The organism is Planomonospora sp. ID91781, assembly GCF_015711595.1.
In the GTDB taxonomy this organism is placed as follows: Bacteria; Actinomycetota; Actinomycetes; order Streptosporangiales; family Streptosporangiaceae; genus Planomonospora; species Planomonospora parontospora.
Genome location: NZ_JABTEY010000001.1, coordinates 1695230 through 1712930 on the forward strand (window position 1 = coordinate 1695230; position 17701 = coordinate 1712930).

General features: G+C 67.0%; 32 protein-coding genes. All 32 read left to right on the forward strand.

The window, feature by feature from the left end; all coding sequences use genetic code 11:
• The first annotated feature begins 31 nt into the window (after window positions 1-31).
• The 32 genes from rpsJ (at window position 32) to HS048_RS08050 (ending at window position 17612) form a co-directional block, all read left to right on the forward strand.
• Complete coding sequence (gene rpsJ / locus HS048_RS07895; RefSeq protein ID WP_030912931.1) at window positions 32-340, forward strand: 30S ribosomal protein S10; 309 nt, start codon at window positions 32-34, stop codon at window positions 338-340.
• Between the two features lie 14 nt (window positions 341-354).
• Window positions 355-1008, forward strand: coding sequence for a 50S ribosomal protein L3 (rplC, locus tag HS048_RS07900; protein WP_068896532.1), 654 nt, complete (start codon window positions 355-357; stop codon window positions 1006-1008).
• Window positions 1005-1652, forward strand: coding sequence for a 50S ribosomal protein L4 (gene rplD / locus HS048_RS07905; RefSeq protein WP_068896533.1), 648 nt, complete (start codon window positions 1005-1007; stop codon window positions 1650-1652). The genes rplC and rplD overlap by 4 nt, the downstream gene beginning before the upstream one ends.
• A complete protein-coding gene (gene rplW / locus HS048_RS07910; protein ID WP_068896534.1) occupies window positions 1652-1951 on the forward strand; it encodes a 50S ribosomal protein L23 in 300 nt (99 codons plus the stop codon). The genes rplD and rplW overlap by 1 nt, the downstream gene beginning before the upstream one ends.
• An 89-nt stretch (window positions 1952-2040) precedes the next feature.
• Window positions 2041-2877 carry a 50S ribosomal protein L2 gene (rplB, locus tag HS048_RS07915; protein ID WP_068896535.1) on the forward strand — a complete coding sequence of 279 codons (837 nt, stop codon included), beginning with the start codon at window positions 2041-2043 and terminating at the stop codon, window positions 2875-2877.
• Window positions 2878-2888: 11 nt separating this feature from the next.
• On the forward strand, window positions 2889-3167 hold the full coding sequence (gene rpsS / locus HS048_RS07920) for a 30S ribosomal protein S19 (protein ID WP_068896536.1): 279 nt from the start codon (window positions 2889-2891) through the stop codon (window positions 3165-3167).
• 112 nt (window positions 3168-3279) lie between these two features.
• Complete coding sequence (gene rplV / locus HS048_RS07925) at window positions 3280-3633, forward strand: 50S ribosomal protein L22 (RefSeq protein WP_068896537.1); 354 nt, start codon at window positions 3280-3282, stop codon at window positions 3631-3633.
• The gene (rpsC, locus tag HS048_RS07930; protein ID WP_068896538.1) at window positions 3633-4493 is read left to right on the forward strand and encodes a 30S ribosomal protein S3; all 861 of its coding nucleotides are present in this window, start codon (window positions 3633-3635) and stop codon (window positions 4491-4493) included. Before rplV ends, rpsC begins: the two co-directional genes overlap by 1 nt.
• Window positions 4494-4495: 2 nt before the next feature.
• Window positions 4496-4915 carry a 50S ribosomal protein L16 gene (rplP, locus tag HS048_RS07935; RefSeq protein ID WP_068896539.1) on the forward strand — a complete coding sequence of 140 codons (420 nt, stop codon included), beginning with the start codon at window positions 4496-4498 and terminating at the stop codon, window positions 4913-4915.
• Window positions 4915-5151, forward strand: coding sequence for a 50S ribosomal protein L29 (rpmC, locus tag HS048_RS07940; protein WP_026214152.1), 237 nt, complete (start codon window positions 4915-4917; stop codon window positions 5149-5151). Before rplP ends, rpmC begins: the two co-directional genes overlap by 1 nt.
• Window positions 5144-5425, forward strand: a complete 282-nt coding sequence (rpsQ, locus tag HS048_RS07945; RefSeq protein WP_068896540.1) for a 30S ribosomal protein S17 — start codon at window positions 5144-5146, stop codon at window positions 5423-5425. The genes rpmC and rpsQ overlap by 8 nt, the downstream gene beginning before the upstream one ends.
• A 261-nt stretch (window positions 5426-5686) precedes the next feature.
• Complete coding sequence (rplN, locus tag HS048_RS07950; RefSeq protein WP_068896541.1) at window positions 5687-6055, forward strand: 50S ribosomal protein L14; 369 nt, start codon at window positions 5687-5689, stop codon at window positions 6053-6055.
• A gap of 9 nt (window positions 6056-6064) precedes the next feature.
• Window positions 6065-6355: a 50S ribosomal protein L24 gene (gene rplX / locus HS048_RS07955; protein ID WP_196467823.1), complete on the forward strand. Its 291-nt coding sequence runs from the start codon at window positions 6065-6067 to the stop codon at window positions 6353-6355.
• Window positions 6355-6924 carry a 50S ribosomal protein L5 gene (gene rplE, locus HS048_RS07960; RefSeq protein WP_068896543.1) on the forward strand — a complete coding sequence of 190 codons (570 nt, stop codon included), beginning with the start codon at window positions 6355-6357 and terminating at the stop codon, window positions 6922-6924. Before rplX ends, rplE begins: the two co-directional genes overlap by 1 nt.
• Window positions 6925-6926: 2 nt before the next feature.
• On the forward strand, window positions 6927-7112 hold the full coding sequence (locus HS048_RS07965) for a type Z 30S ribosomal protein S14 (protein ID WP_068896544.1): 186 nt from the start codon (window positions 6927-6929) through the stop codon (window positions 7110-7112).
• A 147-nt stretch (window positions 7113-7259) separates the two neighbouring features.
• A complete protein-coding gene (gene rpsH / locus HS048_RS07970; RefSeq protein ID WP_068896545.1) occupies window positions 7260-7658 on the forward strand; it encodes a 30S ribosomal protein S8 in 399 nt (132 codons plus the stop codon).
• Between the two features lie 16 nt (window positions 7659-7674).
• Window positions 7675-8217, forward strand: a complete 543-nt coding sequence (gene rplF, locus HS048_RS07975; protein ID WP_068896546.1) for a 50S ribosomal protein L6 — start codon at window positions 7675-7677, stop codon at window positions 8215-8217.
• A 2-nt stretch (window positions 8218-8219) separates the two neighbouring features.
• Window positions 8220-8603: a 50S ribosomal protein L18 gene (gene rplR, locus HS048_RS07980; RefSeq protein WP_068896547.1), complete on the forward strand. Its 384-nt coding sequence runs from the start codon at window positions 8220-8222 to the stop codon at window positions 8601-8603.
• Window positions 8604-8664: 61 nt separating this feature from the next.
• Entirely contained in the window at window positions 8665-9297 is a 633-nt protein-coding gene (gene rpsE, locus HS048_RS07985; protein WP_068896548.1) for a 30S ribosomal protein S5, read from the forward strand.
• Between the two features lie 3 nt (window positions 9298-9300).
• On the forward strand, window positions 9301-9483 hold the full coding sequence (gene rpmD / locus HS048_RS07990; protein ID WP_068896549.1) for a 50S ribosomal protein L30: 183 nt from the start codon (window positions 9301-9303) through the stop codon (window positions 9481-9483).
• A 1-nt stretch (window position 9484) separates the two neighbouring features.
• Window positions 9485-9940 carry a 50S ribosomal protein L15 gene (gene rplO / locus HS048_RS07995; protein WP_068896550.1) on the forward strand — a complete coding sequence of 152 codons (456 nt, stop codon included), beginning with the start codon at window positions 9485-9487 and terminating at the stop codon, window positions 9938-9940.
• 175 nt (window positions 9941-10115) lie between these two features.
• The gene (gene secY, locus HS048_RS08000) at window positions 10116-11429 is read left to right on the forward strand and encodes a preprotein translocase subunit SecY (protein ID WP_068896551.1); all 1314 of its coding nucleotides are present in this window, start codon (window positions 10116-10118) and stop codon (window positions 11427-11429) included.
• On the forward strand, window positions 11429-12079 hold the full coding sequence (locus tag HS048_RS08005; RefSeq protein ID WP_189235069.1) for an adenylate kinase: 651 nt from the start codon (window positions 11429-11431) through the stop codon (window positions 12077-12079). The genes secY and HS048_RS08005 overlap by 1 nt, the downstream gene beginning before the upstream one ends.
• 134 nt (window positions 12080-12213) lie before the next feature.
• Window positions 12214-13035: a type I methionyl aminopeptidase gene (gene map, locus HS048_RS08010; RefSeq protein WP_068896553.1), complete on the forward strand. Its 822-nt coding sequence runs from the start codon at window positions 12214-12216 to the stop codon at window positions 13033-13035.
• A gap of 37 nt (window positions 13036-13072) precedes the next feature.
• Window positions 13073-13510 carry a DUF1707 domain-containing protein gene (locus HS048_RS08015; protein WP_068896554.1) on the forward strand — a complete coding sequence of 146 codons (438 nt, stop codon included), beginning with the start codon at window positions 13073-13075 and terminating at the stop codon, window positions 13508-13510.
• 105 nt (window positions 13511-13615) lie between these two features.
• The gene (locus HS048_RS08020; protein WP_196466581.1) at window positions 13616-14086 is read left to right on the forward strand and encodes a hypothetical protein; all 471 of its coding nucleotides are present in this window, start codon (window positions 13616-13618) and stop codon (window positions 14084-14086) included.
• A gap of 273 nt (window positions 14087-14359) precedes the next feature.
• A complete protein-coding gene (gene infA, locus HS048_RS08025) occupies window positions 14360-14581 on the forward strand; it encodes a translation initiation factor IF-1 (RefSeq protein WP_012887858.1) in 222 nt (73 codons plus the stop codon).
• A 24-nt stretch (window positions 14582-14605) separates the two neighbouring features.
• Entirely contained in the window at window positions 14606-14719 is a 114-nt protein-coding gene (rpmJ, locus tag HS048_RS08030; RefSeq protein WP_003956441.1) for a 50S ribosomal protein L36, read from the forward strand.
• 297 nt (window positions 14720-15016) lie between these two features.
• Window positions 15017-15397, forward strand: coding sequence for a 30S ribosomal protein S13 (gene rpsM / locus HS048_RS08035; protein ID WP_068896556.1), 381 nt, complete (start codon window positions 15017-15019; stop codon window positions 15395-15397).
• A 45-nt stretch (window positions 15398-15442) separates the two neighbouring features.
• The gene (gene rpsK, locus HS048_RS08040; protein ID WP_012887860.1) at window positions 15443-15847 is read left to right on the forward strand and encodes a 30S ribosomal protein S11; all 405 of its coding nucleotides are present in this window, start codon (window positions 15443-15445) and stop codon (window positions 15845-15847) included.
• A gap of 20 nt (window positions 15848-15867) precedes the next feature.
• Entirely contained in the window at window positions 15868-16494 is a 627-nt protein-coding gene (gene rpsD, locus HS048_RS08045) for a 30S ribosomal protein S4 (protein WP_068896557.1), read from the forward strand.
• 101 nt (window positions 16495-16595) lie between these two features.
• Entirely contained in the window at window positions 16596-17612 is a 1017-nt protein-coding gene (locus HS048_RS08050; protein ID WP_068896558.1) for a DNA-directed RNA polymerase subunit alpha, read from the forward strand.
• Window positions 17613-17701: the final 89 nt, after the last annotated feature.

A 17701-nucleotide genomic window follows, 5' to 3' on the forward strand; every position in this document is an offset into this window, starting at 1 on the left:
TCAGACGACAGCGAAGGACACCGAGGCCATTATGGCGGGACAGAAGATCCGCATTCGGCTCAAGGCCTATGACCACGAGGTCATCGACGTTTCGGCCAAGAAGATCGTCGAGACGGTGACGCGGACTGGCGCTAAGGTCGCGGGCCCGGTTCCGCTGCCGACGGAGAAGAACGTGTACTGCGTCATCCGCTCGCCGCACAAGTACAAGGACAGCCGCGAGCACTTCGAGATGCGCACGCACAAGCGGCTGATTGACATCATCGACCCGACGCCGAAGACGGTCGACTCGCTCATGCGACTCGACCTCCCCGCCGGCGTTGACATCTCGATCAAGCTCTGAGGGAACGCACTGACATGGCTAAGCAGATCAAGGGCGTCCTGGGCAAGAAGCTCGGCATGACCCAGGTCTTCGACGCGGACAACCGCATGGTCCCGGTGACCGTGGTCGAGGCCGGTCCGTGCGTCGTGACCCGCGTCCGCACCCCCGAGAAGGACGGCTACTCCGCCGTCCAGCTCGGCTTCGGACAGGTCGACCCGCGGAAGGTCAACAAGCCGCTCGGCGACTACCTGCGCAAGCACGACATCACCCCGCGCCGTTACTTCACGGAGATCCGTACGGACGACGCGGCCGACTACACCATCGGCCAGGAGATCGCGGCCGACGCCTTCGAGGCCGGCCAGTTCGTCGACGTGACGGGCAAGAGCAAGGGCAAGGGCTTCGCGGGTGTCATGAAGCGTCACGGCTTCGGTGGTCTGGGCGCCTCGCACGGTACCCAGCGCAAGCACCGCTCGCCGGGCTCCATCGGTGGCTGCGCCACCCCGGGCCGCGTCTTCAAGGGCCTGCGCATGGCCGGTCGGATGGGCAACGTCCGCACCACCATCCAGAGCCTGAAGATCCACGCCGTGGACGCCGAGAAGGGCCTCATCCTCATCAAGGGTGCGGTTCCCGGCGCCAACGGCAGCCTGGTCCTCATCCGCACCGCTGCCAAGAAGGGGGCTGCCAAGTGAGCACCATTGACGTCCTCGACGCCAGCGGCACGAAGGCCGGCTCGGTCGACCTGCCCGAGGACATCTTCGGGGCCAAGGTCAACGTCCCGCTGATCCACCAGGTGGTCGTGGCCCAGCTCGCCGCTCGCCGGCAGGGCACCCACAAGGCCAAGACCCGCGGTGAGGTCAGCGGTGGCGGCAAGAAGCCGTACCGCCAGAAGGGCACCGGCCGCGCGCGCCAGGGTTCGACCCGCGCCCCGCAGTTCACCGGCGGTGGCACCGTCCACGGCCCGGTCCCGCGCGACTACTCGCAGCGGACCCCCAAGAAGATGAAGGCCGCCGCGCTGCGCGGCGCCCTCTCCGACAGGGCGAACGGCGGCCGCGTCCACGTGGTCAGCGGCCTGGTCTCCGGCGAGACCCCCAAGACCAAGGCGGCCCTCGAGTCGCTGCGGAAGATCACGCAGGCTCGTAGCGTCCTGGTCGTCGTCGACGAGGGCGACGAGCTCACCTGGATGAGCCTGCGCAACGCCCCGGAGGTCCACCTGCTGGACGCCGGGCAGCTCAACACGTACGACGTGCTCTGCTACGACGACGTCGTTTTCACTCAGCAGGCGTACGACCAGGTCGTCACGCGTCTGAGCAAGAGCGGGAAGGAAGACGCCTGATGGAGAAGATCGCCGACCCGCGCGACATCATCATCAAGCCGGTTGTCTCCGAGAAGAGCTACGGCCTGATCGACGAGCACAACAAGTACACGTTCCTGGTGCGGAAGACGGCCAACAAGACGCAGGTCAAGATCGCCATCGAGCAGATCTTCGGCGTCAAGGTGGCGAGCGTCAACACCATCAACCGCCAGGGCAAGCGCAAGCGGACCAAGTTCGGCTACGGCCAGCGCCCGAGCACCAAGCGTGCGATCGTGAGCCTGGTCGAGGGCGACCGGATCGACATCTTCGGTCAGGGCTGAACCGCTCGCCAGTAAGTGACGCGCCGAGCGCCCCCGCCGGGAGGCGGGGGCATTCGGCCGGATCAACCGACAAAGGATGAACGAAAAAGATGGGCATCCGTAAGTACAAGCCGACGACCCCGGGTCGCCGCGGCTCGAGTGTCTCGGACTTCGCCGAGATCACCCGCAGCACGCCCGAGAAGTCGCTGCTCGCCCCGCTGCACAGCAAGGGCGGCCGCAACGTCCACGGCCGGGTCACCACCCGCCACCAGGGCGGCGGTCACAAGCGCGCCTACCGGATCATCGACTTCCGGCGCCACGACAAGGACGGGATCCCGGCCAAGGTCGCTCACATCGAGTACGACCCGAACCGCACCTCCCGGATCGCGCTGCTGCACTACGCCGACGGGGAGAAGCGCTACATCCTCTGCCCGACCGGCCTCAAGCAGGGCGACAAGATCGAGAACGGCCCCGCGGCCGACATCAAGCCGGGTAACTGCCTCCCGCTGCGCAACATCCCGACCGGTACCTTCATCCACGCGGTGGAGCTCCGTCCGGGCGGTGGCGCCAAGCTGGGCCGGTCCGCCGGTGCGCAGATCCAGCTGCTCGCCAAGGAGGGCCAGTACGCCACGCTGCGTATGCCCTCCGGCGAAATGCGCCAGGTCGACGTGCGCTGCCGGGCCTCCATCGGCCAGGTCGGCAACGCCGAGCAGGGCAACATCAACTGGGGTAAGGCCGGCCGCATGCGGTGGAAGGGCAAGCGCCCCACCGTCCGCGGTGTCGCGATGAACCCGGTCGACCACCCGCACGGTGGTGGTGAGGGCAAGACGTCCGGCGGTCGTCACCCGGTCAACCCCAAGGGCAAGCCCGAGGGACGGACCCGTGCGGCGAACAAGGCCAGCGACCGCCTGATCATCCGTCGTCGGACCAAGCGGAAGAAGCGGTAGGAGCAGCCGAAATGCCACGTAGCCTTAAGAAGGGTCCCTTCGTGGACGACCACCTTCAGAAGAAGGTGGACGCTCAGAACGAGAAGGGCACCAAGAACGTCATCAAGACGTGGTCGCGGCGCTCCATGATCGTGCCCGACATGATCGGTCACACGATCGCCGTCCACGACGGCCGCAAGCACGTCCCGGTGTTCGTCACCGAGGCGATGATCGGTCACAAGCTCGGTGAGTTCGCGCCCACGCGGACCTTCCGCAGCCACGTCAAGGAAGACCGCCGCAGCCGGCGATAAGCGCCTGGGGAGAGGAAGCCGAGCCGCGAACGGCCGGGGGCGAGAGCCGTACCGGTCGGGCGAGGCGAGGCGGACTCGCCCCATACGAAGCAGAAGGTAAGAGGAGTAAGCGATGGAAGCCAGGGCTCAGGTGCGATTCGCGCGCCACACGCCCATGAAGGCCCGCCGCGTGGTGGACCTCATTCGCGGGCTGCCCGCTTCGGAGGCGCAGGCCGTGCTGCAGTTCGCTCCCCAGTCGGCGAGCGAGACCGTGTACAAGGTGCTGTCCAGCGCCATTGCGAACGCGGAGCACAACTTCAACCTCGACCGTGACACGCTCGTCGTGAGCCGTGCCTGGGTCGACGAGGGCCCCACCCTGAAGCGGTTCCGTCCCCGCGCCCAGGGTCGTGCCTATCGGATCAACAAGCGGACCAGCCACATCACCGTGATCGTGGAGTCCCGCGAGCCGAAGGGGAGGACCCGCTAGTGGGTCAGAAGGTCAACCCGCACGGGTTCCGCCTCGGCATCACGACCGACTTCAAGAGCCGGTGGTACGCCGACAAGCTCTACAAGTCGTACGTGGCCGAGGACGTGGCGATCCGCCGCATGCTGAAGAAGGGCATGGAGCGGGCCGGCATTTCCAAGGTCGAGATCGAGCGGACCACCGACCGGGTTCAGGTCGACATCCACACCGCCCGTCCGGGCATCGTCATCGGCCGCCGCGGCGCCGAGGCGGACCGGATCCGGGGCGACCTCGAGAAGCTGACCAAGAAGCAGGTCCAGCTGAACATCCTCGAGGTCAAGAACCCCGAGATCGACGCCCAGCTCGTCGCCCAGGGCGTGGCCGAGCAGCTGTCCAGCCGTGTCTCGTTCCGGCGGGCCATGCGCAAGGCCATGCAGTCGGCCATGAAGAGCGGCGCCAAGGGCATCCGGGTGCAGTGCTCCGGTCGTCTGGGCGGCGCCGAGATGTCCCGCTCGGAGTTCTACCGCGAGGGCCGCGTGCCCCTGCACACGCTCCGCGCGGACATCGACTACGGCCTGTACGAGGCCCGTACCACCTTCGGCCGCATCGGCGTGAAGGTGTGGATCTACAAGGGTGAGGCTCCGACCAGCCGCGCCGAGCGTGAGGCGGCTGCCGCCGGCGCCCGTGCGGGCCAGCGTCGCGAGCGTGACGACCGTCGTGGCGGCGGCGCCGGTGGCGACCGTCCCCGTCGTGGCGGCGGCGCCGGTGGCGACCGTCCCCGTCGTGGCGGCGGCCGCGGCGACCGTGCACCCAGGACCGAGGCGGCTTCGCAGGCCGCCCCCGAGACCGGCCCGGCTGCGCAGCCGGGTGCTGAAGGGAGCTGACCATGCTGATCCCGCGCAGGGTCAAGCACCGCAAGCAGCACCGGCCCGACCGCAGCGGCGCCGCCAAGGGCGGCACGCGCGTCGTGTTCGGCGAGTACGGCATTCAGGCGCTTGAGCACTCCTACGTGACCAACCGCCAGATCGAGTCGGCTCGTATCGCGATGACCCGCCACATCAAGCGTGGCGGCAAGGTCTGGATCAACATCTACCCGGACCGTCCGCTCACCAAGAAGCCGGCCGAGACCCGCATGGGTTCCGGTAAGGGTTCGCCGGAGTGGTGGATCGCCAACGTCAAGCCCGGTCGCGTCATGTTCGAGCTCTCCGGTGTCGCCGAGCCGGTGGCCCGTGAGGCGCTGAAGCGGGCGATCCACAAGCTCCCGATGAAGTGCAAGGTCGTTAAGCGTGAAGTGGGTGAGGCGTGATGGCTAAGGGCCTGACCGCCGGTGAGCTGCGGGTGGAGGACCAGGACACCCTGGTCCAGAAGCTGAAGGAAGCCAAGGAGGAGCTGTTCAACCTCCGCTTCCAGGCCGCGACCGGCCAGTTGGAGAGCCACGGGCGGCTGCGCGCCGTCCGCCGCGAGATCGCCCGTATCTACACCGTGATGCGCGAGCGGGAGCTCGGCATTGTGACGGTTGAGAAGGAGTCGAGCGATGGCTGAAGCAACTGAGAGCACGACCGAGGCGCGGAACTACCGCAAGACCCGCGAGGGTCTGGTCGTCAGCGACAAGATGGACAAGACTGTCGTCGTCGCCGTCGAGGACCGCGTCAAGCACCGCCTGTACGGCAAGGTCATCCGCAGGACGACCAAGTACAAGGCGCACGACGAGGCCAACAGCTGCGGCGTCGGCGACCGCGTCCTCCTGATGGAGACCCGGCCGCTGTCGGCCAGCAAGCGCTGGCGGGTCGTCGAGATCCTCGAGAAGGCCAAGTAGCAACGCGCCTCGTGGGGGGTGGCAGGTCCACCCCCCACGACGGCGTCCAAGGGTGTGGGGGCTCGCCCCCGCACCGCCTGCGGCGGCGGTCGCCGGCCAGGGAGACCGGGCCCCGGACGGGCCGGTGCGTCACACGACGGACCGGCTGAGGGGCGCGGCGGACCCGGGCGGACGGGCTGTCGCCGGGGGAAAAAGACCACAGTAGGTTCCGCAAGGCTCGCCCGCCCGGGGCGAGAACCGGCGAGACAAACAGGAGTAGACGTGATCCAGCAGGAGTCGCGACTCAAGGTCGCCGACAACACGGGTGCGAAGGAAGTCCTCTGCATCCGGGTGCTCGGCGGCTCGGGTCGGCGCTACGCCGGTATCGGCGACATCATCGTCGCCACTGTCAAGGACGCCATTCCCGGCGGCACCGTGAAGAAGGGCGACGTGGTCAAGGCCGTCGTCGTCCGCACTGTCAAGGAGCGCCGCCGGCCCGACGGCTCCTACATCCGCTTCGACGAGAACGCCGCCGTCATCATCAAGGACAGCGGTGACCCTCGCGGCACGCGTATCTTCGGTCCCGTCGGCCGCGAGCTGCGTGACAAGAAGTTCATGCGCATCATCTCGCTCGCGCCGGAGGTGTTGTAAATGTCGAAGCTGCATGTGAAGAAGGGTGACCTGGTCCAGGTCATCGCCGGCAAGGACAAGGGTGCCAAGGGTCGTGTGATCGCCGCCCTCCCGCGCGAGGACCGCGTGGTGGTCGAAGGCGTCAACATGATCAAGAAGCACGCCAAGGAGAGCCTGCAGGGCCCGCGCGGCGCCAAGACCGGCGGCGTGCAGACCATGGAGGCTCCCATCCACGTGAGCAACGTCAAGAAGCTCAAGGATGACGAGAAGCCCGCCAAGAAGGCCGACAAGAAGGCCGACGAGTCGGGTGAGGACAACTGATGACTGCCACCTCTGAAGAGCGCACGCTCCCTCGCCTCAAGCAGCGTTACCGCGAGGAGATCGCCGCGAAGCTGCAGGAGGAGTTCGGGTTCGAGAACGTCATGCTGATCCCCACGATCACCAAGATCAAGGTGAACATGGGTGTCGGTGAGGCGGCCCGCGACTCCAAGCTGATCGAGGGCGCCGTCCGCGACCTCACGGTCATCACCGGTCAGAAGCCGGCCGTCGTGCGGGCCCGCAAGTCCATCGCCCAGTTCAAGCTGCGCGAGGGCATGCCGATCGGCGCGCACGTCACGCTGCGCGGCGACCGCATGTGGGAGTTCCTGGACCGTCTGCTGTCCCTGGCGCTTCCCCGTATCCGCGACTTCCGCGGCCTGTCGCCGAAGCAGTTCGACGGCAACGGCAACTACACCTTCGGTCTCACCGAGCAGGTCATGTTCCACGAGATCGACCAGGACAAGGTCGACCGGCAGCGTGGCATGGACATCACGGTCGTGACCACCGCCAAGACCGACGACCAGGGCCGGGCGCTGCTGAAGCACCTCGGCTTCCCCTTCAAGGAGGCCTGATCATGGCGAAGACGTCGCTCAAGGTCAAGGCTGCTCGCAAGGCCAAGTTCGAGGTCCGGGCCTACACCCGGTGCTCGCGCTGTGGTCGTCCCCGCGCCGTGTTCAGGAAGTTTGGCCTGTGCCGCATCTGCTTCCGTGAGATGGCGCACCGGGGCGAGCTGCCCGGCATCACCAAGTCGAGCTGGTAGTCGCGCGCGGTCCCCGCGATCCGTCGCGGGGCCGCGCGGCGCCGGCCGTACCAGAGAAGTCATATTCACCGGGCGCTGTTCGAAGAAAGCGCCCATGACCGCACCGTAGGTCCCCTGGGGAAACCGCGGTGAGGAAGGCCACCGGCCATGACGATGACCGACCCGATCGCAGACATGCTGACGCGTCTGCGAAACGCGAACTCGGCGTACCACGACACCGTGGCGATGCCGTACTCGAAGATCAAGGCGCACATCGCCGAGATCCTCCAGCAGGAGGGTTACATCCAGGCCTGGAGCGTCGAGGACGCCAAGGTCGGAAAGAACCTCGTGGTGGAGCTCAAGTTCGGGCCGAACCGTGAGCGTTCGCTCGCGGGCCTGCGCCGGGTTTCCAAGCCCGGCCTGCGGGTCTATGCAAAGAAGGACAACCTGCCTCGAGTCCTGGGCGGACTGGGCGTCGCGATCATCTCGACGTCCGGCGGCCTCATGACCGACAAGCAGGCCGGCAAGCGTGGTGTGGGCGGGGAAGTCCTCGCCTACGTTTGGTAGAAGGGAGGCATACAGCATGTCGAGAATCGGACGGCTGCCCATCCCTGTACCGAGCGGCGTCGACGTCACCATCGACGGTCGGGATGTCACGGTCAAGGGCCCCAAGGGCACGCTCTCGCACACGGTGGCGGAGCCGATCGAGGTCGCTCGGGCGGAGGACGGCACTGTCGCCGTCACGCGTCCCAGCGACGAGAACAAGGTCCGTGCGCTCCACGGTCTGTCCCGCACGCTGATCGCCAACATGGTGACGGGCGTGACCCAGGGATTCTCCAAGACCCTGGAGATCGTGGGCGTCGGTTACCGCGTCCAGGCCAAGGGCCCGACTCAGCTCGAGTTCGCCCTCGGTTTCAGTCACCCGGTGATCGTGGACGCCCCCGAGGGCGTCACCTTCCGCGTCGAGAAGCCGACGCTGTTCCACGTGGACGGCATCGACAAGCAGAAGGTCGGCGAGATCGCCGCGAACATCCGCAAGCTGCGCAAGCCCGACCCGTACAAGGGCAAGGGCGTGCGCTACCAGGGTGAAGTTATCCGCCGCAAGGTCGGAAAGGCTGGTAAGTAGGCATGGCTGGCAAGACTGCGTTCGGCAAGCACACGGCCGCCCGCGCCGTCTCGCGGGCCCGCCGCCACGGCCGAGTCCGCAAGAAGGTGGTCGGTACGGCCGCGCGTCCGCGCCTGGTCGTCAACCGCTCCACCCGACACCTGTTCGTGCAGATCGTCGACGACACCCAGGGCCACACGCTGGTGAGCGCCTCCACCATGGAGAGCTCGCTGCGCACGGCCGAGGGCGCCAAGACCGACAAGGCGAAGCAGGTCGGCGAGCTCATCGCTCAGCGGGCCAAGGCTGCCGGTATCTCCGCGGTCGTGTTCGACCGCGGTGGCAACCGCTACGCAGGCCGCCTCGCGGCCCTCGCGGACAGCGCACGCGAAGGCGGGCTGGAGTTCTGATGACTCCGTCCCGAGGATCGCAACTGATGGCCCGTATGACGAATGAGAAGAGGAACCACTGATGGCCGGAGCTCCGCGTCGCGGTGGCGCCGCCGGTGGCGAGCGGCGTGACGGTCGTCGTGACGACCGCCGCGGTGGCAGCGCTGACAAGGGCGTCTCGTACATCGAGCGCGTCGTGAAGATCAACCGGGTGGCCAAGGTCGTGAAGGGTGGTCGTCGCTTCAGCTTCACCGCCCTGGTTATCGTCGGTGACGGTAACGGCATGGTCGGTGTCGGCTACGGCAAGGCCAAGGAAGTCCCCGCGGCCATCGCCAAGGGCGTCGAAGAGGCGAAGAAGCACTTCTTCCGGGTGCCCCGCATCCAGGGCACCATCCCGCACATCGTGCAGGGTGAAGAGGCCGCCGGCGTCGTCTTCCTGCGTCCGGCCTCGCCGGGTACCGGTGTCATCGCCGGTGGTCCGGTGCGCGCCGTGCTGGAGTGCGCCGGCATCCACGACGTCCTGTCCAAGTCGCTCGGCTCGGACAACCCGATCAACATCGTGCACGCCACGGTGGCCGCTCTGAAGGGCCTCAGCCGCCCCGAGGAGATCGCGGCCCGCCGCGGCCTGCCGATCGAGGACGTCGCCCCCAAGGCGATGCTCAAGGCTCGCGCCGAGGGCATCGCGGAGGCCGCGGCGGCGAAGGCGGTGAGCTAGTCGATGGCACGCCTGAAGATCACTCAGGTCCGCTCGAAGATCGGCGGCAAGCAGAACCAGCGCGACTCGCTGCGCTCGCTGGGTCTGAAGCGCATCGGCGACGTCGTCGTCAAGGAGGACCGCCCGGAGATCCGCGGCATGGTCTCCGTGGTGACGCACCTGGTCACCGTGGAAGAGGTCGACTGACATGGCAGAGAACACTCCGCTCCGCATCCACCACCTGCGGCCGGCTCCGGGCGCCAACAAGTCGAAGGTCCGCAAGGGCCGCGGCGAGGCGTCCAAGGGCAAGACCGCCGGTCGTGGCACCAAGGGCACGCGGTCCCGGAACACGGTCCCCCTCGGTTTCGAGGGCGGCCAGGTTCCGCTCCAGCGCCGTCTGCCCAAGTACAAGGGCTTCTCCAACGCCCTGTTCAAGACGACCTACCAGGTCGTCAACCTGGACCGGCTCGGCGAGCTGTTCCCCGAGGGTGGCGACGTCACCGTCGAGGCCATGGTCGCCCGGGGTGCGGTCCGCAAGAACCAGCTCGTGAAGGTTCTGGGAACCGGCGAGATCTCCGTGGCGTTGAACGTGCAGGCGCACGCCTTCTCCGCCAGCGCCAAGGAGAAGATCGCCGCCGCCGGGGGCTCCGCCTCCGAGCTGTAGGCATCAATCACGTGGCGCGGGGGCCCTTCTGGGCCTCCGCGCCCGCGGTGCGTTAGAGTTCGCTGGACAATGAGTGTCAACTCATTTCCACGGACTCGTTGACTTGAGATACCAAGATGGATCACCCCCGCACCATCGCTGACCGACCTCGCCTTTCAGGCGCGCAGGAGGGACCGTGCTGACCGCGTTTACCCGAGCGTTCCGTACGCCGGACCTGCGTAAGAAGTTGCTCTTCACACTGGGCATCATCGCGCTGTTCCGTCTCGGCTCGGTTCTTCCGACTCCGGGTGTTCACACCGAAAACATCGCCCTGTGCCTCAAGGAGGCGCAGGCCGGCGATGCGGGCAATATCTACGGGATGGTGCAGCTGTTCAGCGGCGGCGCGCTGCTGAAGCTGTCCGTTTTCGCGCTCGGCATCATGCCGTACATCACCGCGAGCATCATCCTCCAGCTCCTGGTCGTGGTCATCCCCCGCCTCGAAGCCCTCAAGAAGGAGGGGCAGGCGGGCCAGACCAAGATCACTCAATATACGCGTTACCTGACGATCGGCCTGTCGATCCTGCAGTCGACCGCCTTCATCGCGCTCGCACGCAGCGGCCAGCTGTTCCCCGGCTGCCGCCAGGAGGTCCTGCTCGACAAGGACAACGTCTTCACCATCGTGACGATGGTCCTGGTGATGACCGCGGGCACCGCCGTGATCATGTGGCTGGGCGAGCTCGTGACCGACCGCGGCGTCGGCAACGGCATGTCCATCCTGATCTTCACCCAGGTCATCGCGGTCTTCCCGTCCGAGCTGCTGAACATCGGCCGCCAGAAGGGCGCGTTCGTCTTCGCCGTGGTCATGGTCGTCGGCATCGCGATGATCGCCCTGGTCGTGATGGTCGAGCAGGCCCAGCGCCGGGTCCCGGTGCAGTACGCCAAGCGCATGGTCGGCCGCCGGATGTACGGCGGGACCTCCACCTACATCCCGCTGAAGGTGAACCAGGCCGGCATCATCCCGGTCATCTTCGCCTCCTCGCTGCTCTACCTGCCGCAGCTGGTCACGACCCTGTTCAGCGGCACGGAGGAGCCGAACGCGGTCGTGCAGTGGATCCAGCAGAACCTGGTCACCGGCGACACCCCGGCCTACATGATCACGTTCTTCCTCCTGATCGTCTTCTTCACCTACTTCTACGTGTCCATCACCTTCAACCCCGTTGAAGTCGCCGACAACATGAAGAAGTACGGTGGTTTCATCCCGGGCATCCGCCCGGGACGCCCGACGGCCGAGTACCTGAACTACGTGCTCTCGCGACTCACGGCTCCGGGATCGCTCTATCTGGGCTTGATCTCCATGGTGCCGATCGTCGCGCTGGCGCTGGTCGGAGCGAGCCAGAACTTCCCGTTCGGAGGCACGAGCATTCTGATCATGGTGGGTGTCGGTCTTGACACCGTGAAGCAGATCGAGAGCCAGCTGCAGCAGCGCAACTACGAAGGCTTCCTGAAGTAGTGCGCCTCGTCCTGGTGGGGCCCCCCGGAGCGGGTAAGGGGACTCAGGCCCAGTTCATCGCATCGAACCTGTCAATCCCGAAGATCTCGACAGGGGATATCTTCCGTGCCAACGTCTCGGGCGGTACGGAGCTCGGCAAGCTTGCCAAGGAGTACATGGACCGCGGCGACCTCGTGCCCGACGAGGTGACCATCGCCATGGTCCGCGACCGCCTCTCCGAGGACGACGCGCGGGACGGCTTCCTGCTCGACGGCTTCCCCAGGAACGTGCCCCAGGCCGAGATCCTGAAGAAGATGCTCGCGGAGTTCGGGGTCGCGCTGGACGTCGTCCTGGAGCTCGTGGTCGACGAGGAGGAGGTGGTCCGCCGTCTCGCGGGCCGCCGGACCTGCGGCCAGTGCGGTCGTATCTGGCACGTCGACTTCGACGACAAGAAGGACGACATCTGCGACGCCTGCGGCGGCAGCCTCTACCAGAGGGATGACGACAAGGAGGAGACCGTCCGGCGCCGGCTGGAGGTCTACCAGGAGCAGACCGCTCCGCTGGTCTCGTTCTACGCCGACGAGAAGATCCTCGTGGGGGTGGAAGCGGCCGGCCCGGTGGAAGAGGTCACCCGCCGCGCGATGGAGGCCCTGGCGCCCTACGTCGACTAGCGATTCTCATCCGGCACGCCACCCGCGGGAAGCGCCCCGCAGGTGGCGTGCTGTCGTTAGGAGAGGCTTCTAGGGCACAATCGGGGGAATTGAGCTCCCGAATCGCCCGTTTAATCACCCCAGGGGGTGCATACGTGTTCAAGAAGAACCGGCACGGGATTCAGATCAAGACGCCGGAGCAACTGGAGAAGATGCGTGCCGCGGGCCTGGTGGTCGGGCGGACGCTGCAGCTGCTCAAGGAGAGCGTCCAGCCGGGCATGACGCCGCTGGACCTCGACGCGATCGCGGAGAAGGCGATCCGGGACGAGGGTGCGATCCCCTCCTTCAAGGGCTACCAGGGCTTTCCGGCGACGATCTGCGCGTCGGTCAACGACGAGGTCGTCCACGGCATCCCCGGTGACCGCCGGAAGCTGCGCGAGGGCGACATCATCTCGATCGACTGCGGAGCCATCCTGGACGGCTGGCACGGCGACTCGGCCGTCACGGTCCCGGTCGGCGAGGTGGACCCCGCGCTGACCGAGCTGATGCGGGTCACCGAGGAGTCCATGTGGCAGGGGATCGCCGCGCTGAAGCCGGGCGGCCACCTGTCCGACGTGGGGCACGCGGTGGAGAAGTACGTCCGCTCCCAGGGTCGCTACGGCATCCCGCAGGAGTACGGCGGGCACGGGATCGGCACCGAGATGCACATGGACCCCTGGGTCGCCAACCACGGCAAGCCCGGCAAGGGGCCCAGGCTGGAGGTGGGCATGTGCTTCGCGGTGGAGCCGATGGTCAACCTGGGCACCGCCCGGACCAAGGTGCTGGCCGACGACTGGACCGTCGTCACCATCGACGGCAAGCCCTCCGCGCACTTCGAGCACAGCGTCGCGGTGACACATAATGGACCTTGGGTGCTGACCGCGCTCGACGGCGGCGAAGAGCGGTTCGCCGGCGTACTGGGAGAGAGTGCGGGCTAGCGGCGACGCGGCCCGCCGTGGCGAGCGGATGTGAGCGATGATGGCGGCTGGTCCGCAGATGCGGGCGTCGGACGACGACAGGGACAGGGTCGCCTCGGTGCTCCGTGAGCACTACGCGCAGGGTCGCCTCACCGTCGAGGAGTTCGACGAGCGACTCGAGCAGCTCTACGCGAGCAGGACGTACGGCGAGCTCGCGACCCTCACCTCCGACCTGCCCGACGTCGACCTGCGCACCATGCAGGAGGTCGCCCCGCGCCCGCCGGCGAAGGAGGAGACGGAGAAGGGGCGCCTGCTCGCCATGTGGACCCCCTGGGCCCTGGCGGTCAGCATCAACTGGGGCATCTGGTTCGCCATCGGACTGGGGGACGACTTCGACTTCCCCTATCCCTGGCCGCTGTGGGTGATGGGGCCCTGGGGCGCGATCCTGCTGGTCGCGACCGTCCTGATGAAGTTCGGCGACGGCCGGAAGCCGTAATAGTGCACGCTCGGCGGTGAGTGTGCATTCCTCCGCAGAAGAGCGGGCCGAAGCTTCCTAACGTGAGCGGTGTCCGAACGACGGACCCCTTCACAGGAGGAAGACATGAGCAAGGCCCGCACCCTTCTCGCCACCACCGCCCTCACCGGGGCCCTCGCCGCCGGCCTGGCCGCGGCTCCGGCCCAGGCTTCGACCGCCGGCACGGCCACCGCCGCCGCGTCCCAGGAGGCACAGGGGTCGAAGCACTTCTTCGGCCCCTACTACTCGAAGTTCGGCGGCGGCGAGGGCTTCGGCAAGCGCTCCTACTTCAAGGGCTACTGGATCAAGCAGGACGGCCGCTACTGGTTCCACGGGGACCTGTTCGACCGCGACCGCGACCGCGAGTACAGCTACGTCTGGTTCAGGTGGCACGACAAGTTCGGCACCCACACCAAGTACTACAAGACGTTCGGCGGCAGGCACTTCACGAAGTTCGGCGGCTTCAAGAAGAGCAACGGCTTCGACGACTTCAAGATCCGCGTCTGCGAGGGCGACAACCGCTTCGACGACTGCGGCGGCTGGGGTGACGCCTTCTAGGAGCGGCCGGGAAGGCCGATCGACACGGGCCCGCCGGTGACACGGTCACCGGCGGGCTTTCCGTTCGGCGGGGAGGTATGCTGTCTGGTGGTTGTGTCAAGCACCGGCCGACGGTTTCGCATTTCCTCGCCCGGTGCCGTACACTCCTTCTTCGGTTCACTATGACCATTGCGCCTCAGCGGTGTCGCTACCGCCGCCTCTCCTGGAAGCGCATGGTCGCGGCTGCTTAGTGTTCCGAAGCCTCAGACGACCGATCAGTGAAACGCGAGGGACATGGCCAAGAAAGACGGCGCCATCGAGATCGAGGGCACTGTGGTTGAGTCGCTCCCGAACGCAATGTTCCGGGTCCAGCTCGACAACGGCCATAAGGTCCTGGCCCACATCAGCGGGCGGATGCGCATGCACTACATCCGAATCCTTCCCGACGACCGGGTTGTCGTCGAACTGAGCCCCTACGACCTCAGTCGTGGGCGGATCGTCTACCGATACAAGTAAGCGTCTGAGGGACGAATAAGGACTATGAAGGTCAAGCCGAGCGTCAAGAAGATCTGCGACAAGTGCAAGGTGATCCGCCGGCACGGTCGTGTCATGGTGATCTGCGACAACCTGCGCCACAAGCAGCGCCAGGGCTAGTCGCGGCAGAAGGTCTCACGGAGTCCGCTCGCAAGAGGCGGACTCGATCCATGTGGGGCCCATCGGGCGAAGGCGGTCGCGCCGGTCCGGCGAGGCGAGCGGAGACGCTCCCCGCGGCGGAGAGGCGAGGCGGGTCCCGCCCGGAAGAACGGTAATCGCGTTCCACACCTGCGCAGGCGGCCGACGAGGCCGTACCCCGCAGGAGACCCCCGGTCGGAGGCCGGGGCCCTCACCCCGGGCATGGGGAGGGGAAGTGAAGCGTAGGACCTCCGCCACAAAGAAGGAGAATGCCCGACCATGGCTCGCCTGGTTGGCGTCGACCTCCCCCGCGACAAGCGGCTGGAGATCGCTCTCACCTACATTTTCGGAATCGGCCGCACTCGCGCGCTCGAGACCCTGAAGGCCACCGGCGTCAGCGGCGACCTCCGGGTGCACCAGCTCACGGACGAAGAGCTCGTGCCGCTGCGTGACTACATCGAGGCGAATTTCAAGATCGAGGGTGACCTCCGTCGCGAGATTCAGGCCGACATCCGTCGCAAGATCGAGATTCAGTCCTACCAGGGCATCCGGCACCGTCGCGGTCTTCCCGTGCACGGCCAGCGCACGCAGACCAACGCGCGCACCCGCAAGGGCAAGAAGAAGACCGTCGCCGGCAAGAAGAAGCCCGGTAAGAAGTAGTCCGCGCAGCCGCAGGACCGAAGACCTCAGGAGTGAAGGCAAACAATGCCTCCTAAGAGCCGCCAGGGTGCACCGAAGAAGGTGCGCCGCAAGGAAAAGAAGAACGTCGCTCACGGGCACGCCCACATCAAGAGCACGTTCAACAACACGATCGTTTCGATCACCGACCCGAGCGGGAACGTGATCTCCTGGGCCAGCGCCGGCCACGTCGGGTTCAAGGGCTCTCGCAAGTCCACCCCGTTCGCCGCGCAGATGGCCGCCGAGAACGCCGCTCGCCGCGCCATGGAGCACGGCATGCGCAAGGTCGACGTCTTCGTCAAGGGCCCGGGTTCCGGCCGCGAGACCGCCATCCGCTCGCTGCAGGCGACCGGCCTGGAGGTTGGCTCCATCCAGGACGTCACCCCCGTGCCGCACAACGGCTGCCGCCCGCCCAAGCGCCGTCGCGTCTGAGCCCCAGGAGAAGATAGAAAATGGCTCGTTACACGGGTGCGGACTGCAAGCTCTGCCGTCGGGAGAAGGTCAAGCTCTTCCTCAAGGGCAAGAAGTGCGAGTCCGCGAAGTGCCCCATCGAGATCCGTCCTTACCCGCCGGGTGAGCACGGCCGCGGCCGTCCCAAGGAGTCTGAGTACCAGCTCCAGCTTCGTGAGAAGCAGAAGACCCGCCGCATCTACGGCGTCCTCGAGAAGCAGTTCCGCAACTACTACGAGGAAGCCAACCGCAAGGGCGGCAAGACCGGCGAGAACCTCCTCCAGATCCTGGAGAGCCGTCTCGACAACGTGGTCTACCGCGCCGGTTTCGCCGAGTCCCGCGACGCCGCCCGCCAGCAGGTCCGCCACGGACACATCCTGGTGAACGGCAAGAAGGTCGACATCCCGTCGTACCGCGTCCGCGAGCACGACATCGTCGAGGTCCGCGAGCGCTCGCGCAACCTGCTGCCCTACGAGGTGGCGCGCGCCACCGCCGGTGACAAGACGTTCCCGGCGTGGCTGGGCGTCGCCCCGGAGGCCATGCGCATCCTGATCCACCAGCTCCCGGTCCGTCAGCAGATCGACACCCAGGTCCAGGAGCAGCTGATCGTCGAGCTCTACTCCAAGTAGCGGCTCTTCACGGGTGCCGTGCGGCTTGCCGTACGGCACCTATGCTGTTGTTATCGAGCGGCGTCAAATAGCGGGCGCCGCACGTCAAGGGGAGAACCCACATGCTGATCGCTCAGCGCCCGACCCTCCTCGAGGAGACCATCGAGGAGACCCGCTCCCGGTTCGTCATCGAGCCGCTGGAGCCGGGCTTCGGCTACACCATCGGCAACTCGCTGCGGCGCACGCTGCTGTCGTCCATCCCGGGCGCGGCCGTGACCAGCATCCGCATCGAGGGCGTGCTGCACGAGTTCTCGACCGTCCCGGGGGTCAAGGAGGATGTCACCGACATCATCCTGAACCTCAAGGAGCTGGTCGTCTCCTCCGAGCACGACGAGCCCGTGGTCATGTACCTGCGCAAGCAGGGCCCCGGCGACGTCACCGCCGCCGACATCGCGCCCCCGGCCGGTGTCGAGGTGCACAACCCCGAGCTGCGCATCGCCACGCTGAACGGCAAGGCGAAGCTGGAGATGGAGCTGACCGTCGAGCGCGGTCGCGGCTACGTCTCCGCGGCGCAGAACAAGCAGCCGGGCCAGGAGATCGGGCGCATCCCGATCGACTCGATCTACTCGCCGGTGCTCAAGGTGACCTACAAGGTCGAGGCGACCCGTGTCGAGCAGCGCACCGACTTCGACCGTCTGATCCTGGACGTCGAGACCAAGGCCGCGATGAAGCCCCGCGACGCGGTGGCCTCCGCCGGCAAGACCCTGGTCGAGCTGTTCGGCCTCGCCCGCGAGCTGAACGTCGAGGCCGAGGGCATCGACATCGGCCCGTCGCCGACGGACGCGGCCCTGGCCGCGGACCTGGCGCTGCCGATCGAGGAGCTGAACCTCACGGTCCGCTCCTACAACTGCCTCAAGCGCGAGGGCATCCACACCGTGGGCGAGCTCGTCGCGCGCAGCGAGCAGGACCTGCTGGACATCCGCAACTTCGGTGCGAAGTCCATCGAGGAGGTCAAGCAGAAGCTGCACGAGATGTCGCTCGCGCTGAAGGACTCCCCGCCCGGGTTCGACCCGACCGCGGTGGCCGGCGGCGGTTACGACGACGACGACAGCGCGTACGTCGAGACCGAGCAGTACTGATTCCGCGGGGGCTCCGCCCCCGTGACCCCCGGAGGGCGTGGCCCCTCCGGGACTGATCGCCACACGGGAGCCGCGAGCGGTTCCCGTGG

Bases quoted from the DNA above. Each gene is read 5' to 3' on its own strand.
- rpsD (WP_068896557.1), top strand. From the start codon at position 15,868: ATGGCTCGTTACACGGGTGCGGACTGCAAGCTCTGCCGTCGGGAGAAG.
- rplE (WP_068896543.1), top strand. From the start codon at position 6,355: ATGACTGCCACCTCTGAAGAGCGCACGCTCCCTCGCCTCAAGCAGCGT.
- rpsE (WP_068896548.1), top strand. From the start codon at position 8,665: ATGGCCGGAGCTCCGCGTCGCGGTGGCGCCGCCGGTGGCGAGCGGCGT.
- rplR (WP_068896547.1), top strand. From the start codon at position 8,220: ATGGCTGGCAAGACTGCGTTCGGCAAGCACACGGCCGCCCGCGCCGTC.
- rpmJ (WP_003956441.1), top strand. From the start codon at position 14,606: ATGAAGGTCAAGCCGAGCGTCAAGAAGATCTGCGACAAGTGCAAGGTG.
- HS048_RS08050 (WP_068896558.1), top strand. From the start codon at position 16,596: ATGCTGATCGCTCAGCGCCCGACCCTCCTCGAGGAGACCATCGAGGAG.
- rplB (WP_068896535.1), top strand. From the start codon at position 2,041: ATGGGCATCCGTAAGTACAAGCCGACGACCCCGGGTCGCCGCGGCTCG.
- rplF (WP_068896546.1), top strand. From the start codon at position 7,675: ATGTCGAGAATCGGACGGCTGCCCATCCCTGTACCGAGCGGCGTCGAC.
- rpsS (WP_068896536.1), top strand. From the start codon at position 2,889: ATGCCACGTAGCCTTAAGAAGGGTCCCTTCGTGGACGACCACCTTCAG.
- rplC (WP_068896532.1), top strand. From the start codon at position 355: ATGGCTAAGCAGATCAAGGGCGTCCTGGGCAAGAAGCTCGGCATGACC.
- rplP (WP_068896539.1), top strand. From the start codon at position 4,496: ATGCTGATCCCGCGCAGGGTCAAGCACCGCAAGCAGCACCGGCCCGAC.
- rpsJ (WP_030912931.1), top strand. From the start codon at position 32: ATGGCGGGACAGAAGATCCGCATTCGGCTCAAGGCCTATGACCACGAG.
- rpmD (WP_068896549.1), top strand. From the start codon at position 9,301: ATGGCACGCCTGAAGATCACTCAGGTCCGCTCGAAGATCGGCGGCAAG.
- rpmC (WP_026214152.1), top strand. From the start codon at position 4,915: ATGGCTAAGGGCCTGACCGCCGGTGAGCTGCGGGTGGAGGACCAGGAC.
- rplW (WP_068896534.1), top strand. From the start codon at position 1,652: ATGGAGAAGATCGCCGACCCGCGCGACATCATCATCAAGCCGGTTGTC.
- rpsK (WP_012887860.1), top strand. From the start codon at position 15,443: ATGCCTCCTAAGAGCCGCCAGGGTGCACCGAAGAAGGTGCGCCGCAAG.
- rpsH (WP_068896545.1), top strand. From the start codon at position 7,260: ATGACGATGACCGACCCGATCGCAGACATGCTGACGCGTCTGCGAAAC.
- HS048_RS08020 (WP_196466581.1), top strand. From the start codon at position 13,616: ATGAGCAAGGCCCGCACCCTTCTCGCCACCACCGCCCTCACCGGGGCC.
- rpsQ (WP_068896540.1), top strand. From the start codon at position 5,144: ATGGCTGAAGCAACTGAGAGCACGACCGAGGCGCGGAACTACCGCAAG.
- rplO (WP_068896550.1), top strand. From the start codon at position 9,485: ATGGCAGAGAACACTCCGCTCCGCATCCACCACCTGCGGCCGGCTCCG.
- HS048_RS07965 (WP_068896544.1), top strand. From the start codon at position 6,927: ATGGCGAAGACGTCGCTCAAGGTCAAGGCTGCTCGCAAGGCCAAGTTC.
- rpsM (WP_068896556.1), top strand. From the start codon at position 15,017: ATGGCTCGCCTGGTTGGCGTCGACCTCCCCCGCGACAAGCGGCTGGAG.
- infA (WP_012887858.1), top strand. From the start codon at position 14,360: ATGGCCAAGAAAGACGGCGCCATCGAGATCGAGGGCACTGTGGTTGAG.
- HS048_RS08015 (WP_068896554.1), top strand. From the start codon at position 13,073: ATGATGGCGGCTGGTCCGCAGATGCGGGCGTCGGACGACGACAGGGAC.
- rplV (WP_068896537.1), top strand. From the start codon at position 3,280: ATGGAAGCCAGGGCTCAGGTGCGATTCGCGCGCCACACGCCCATGAAG.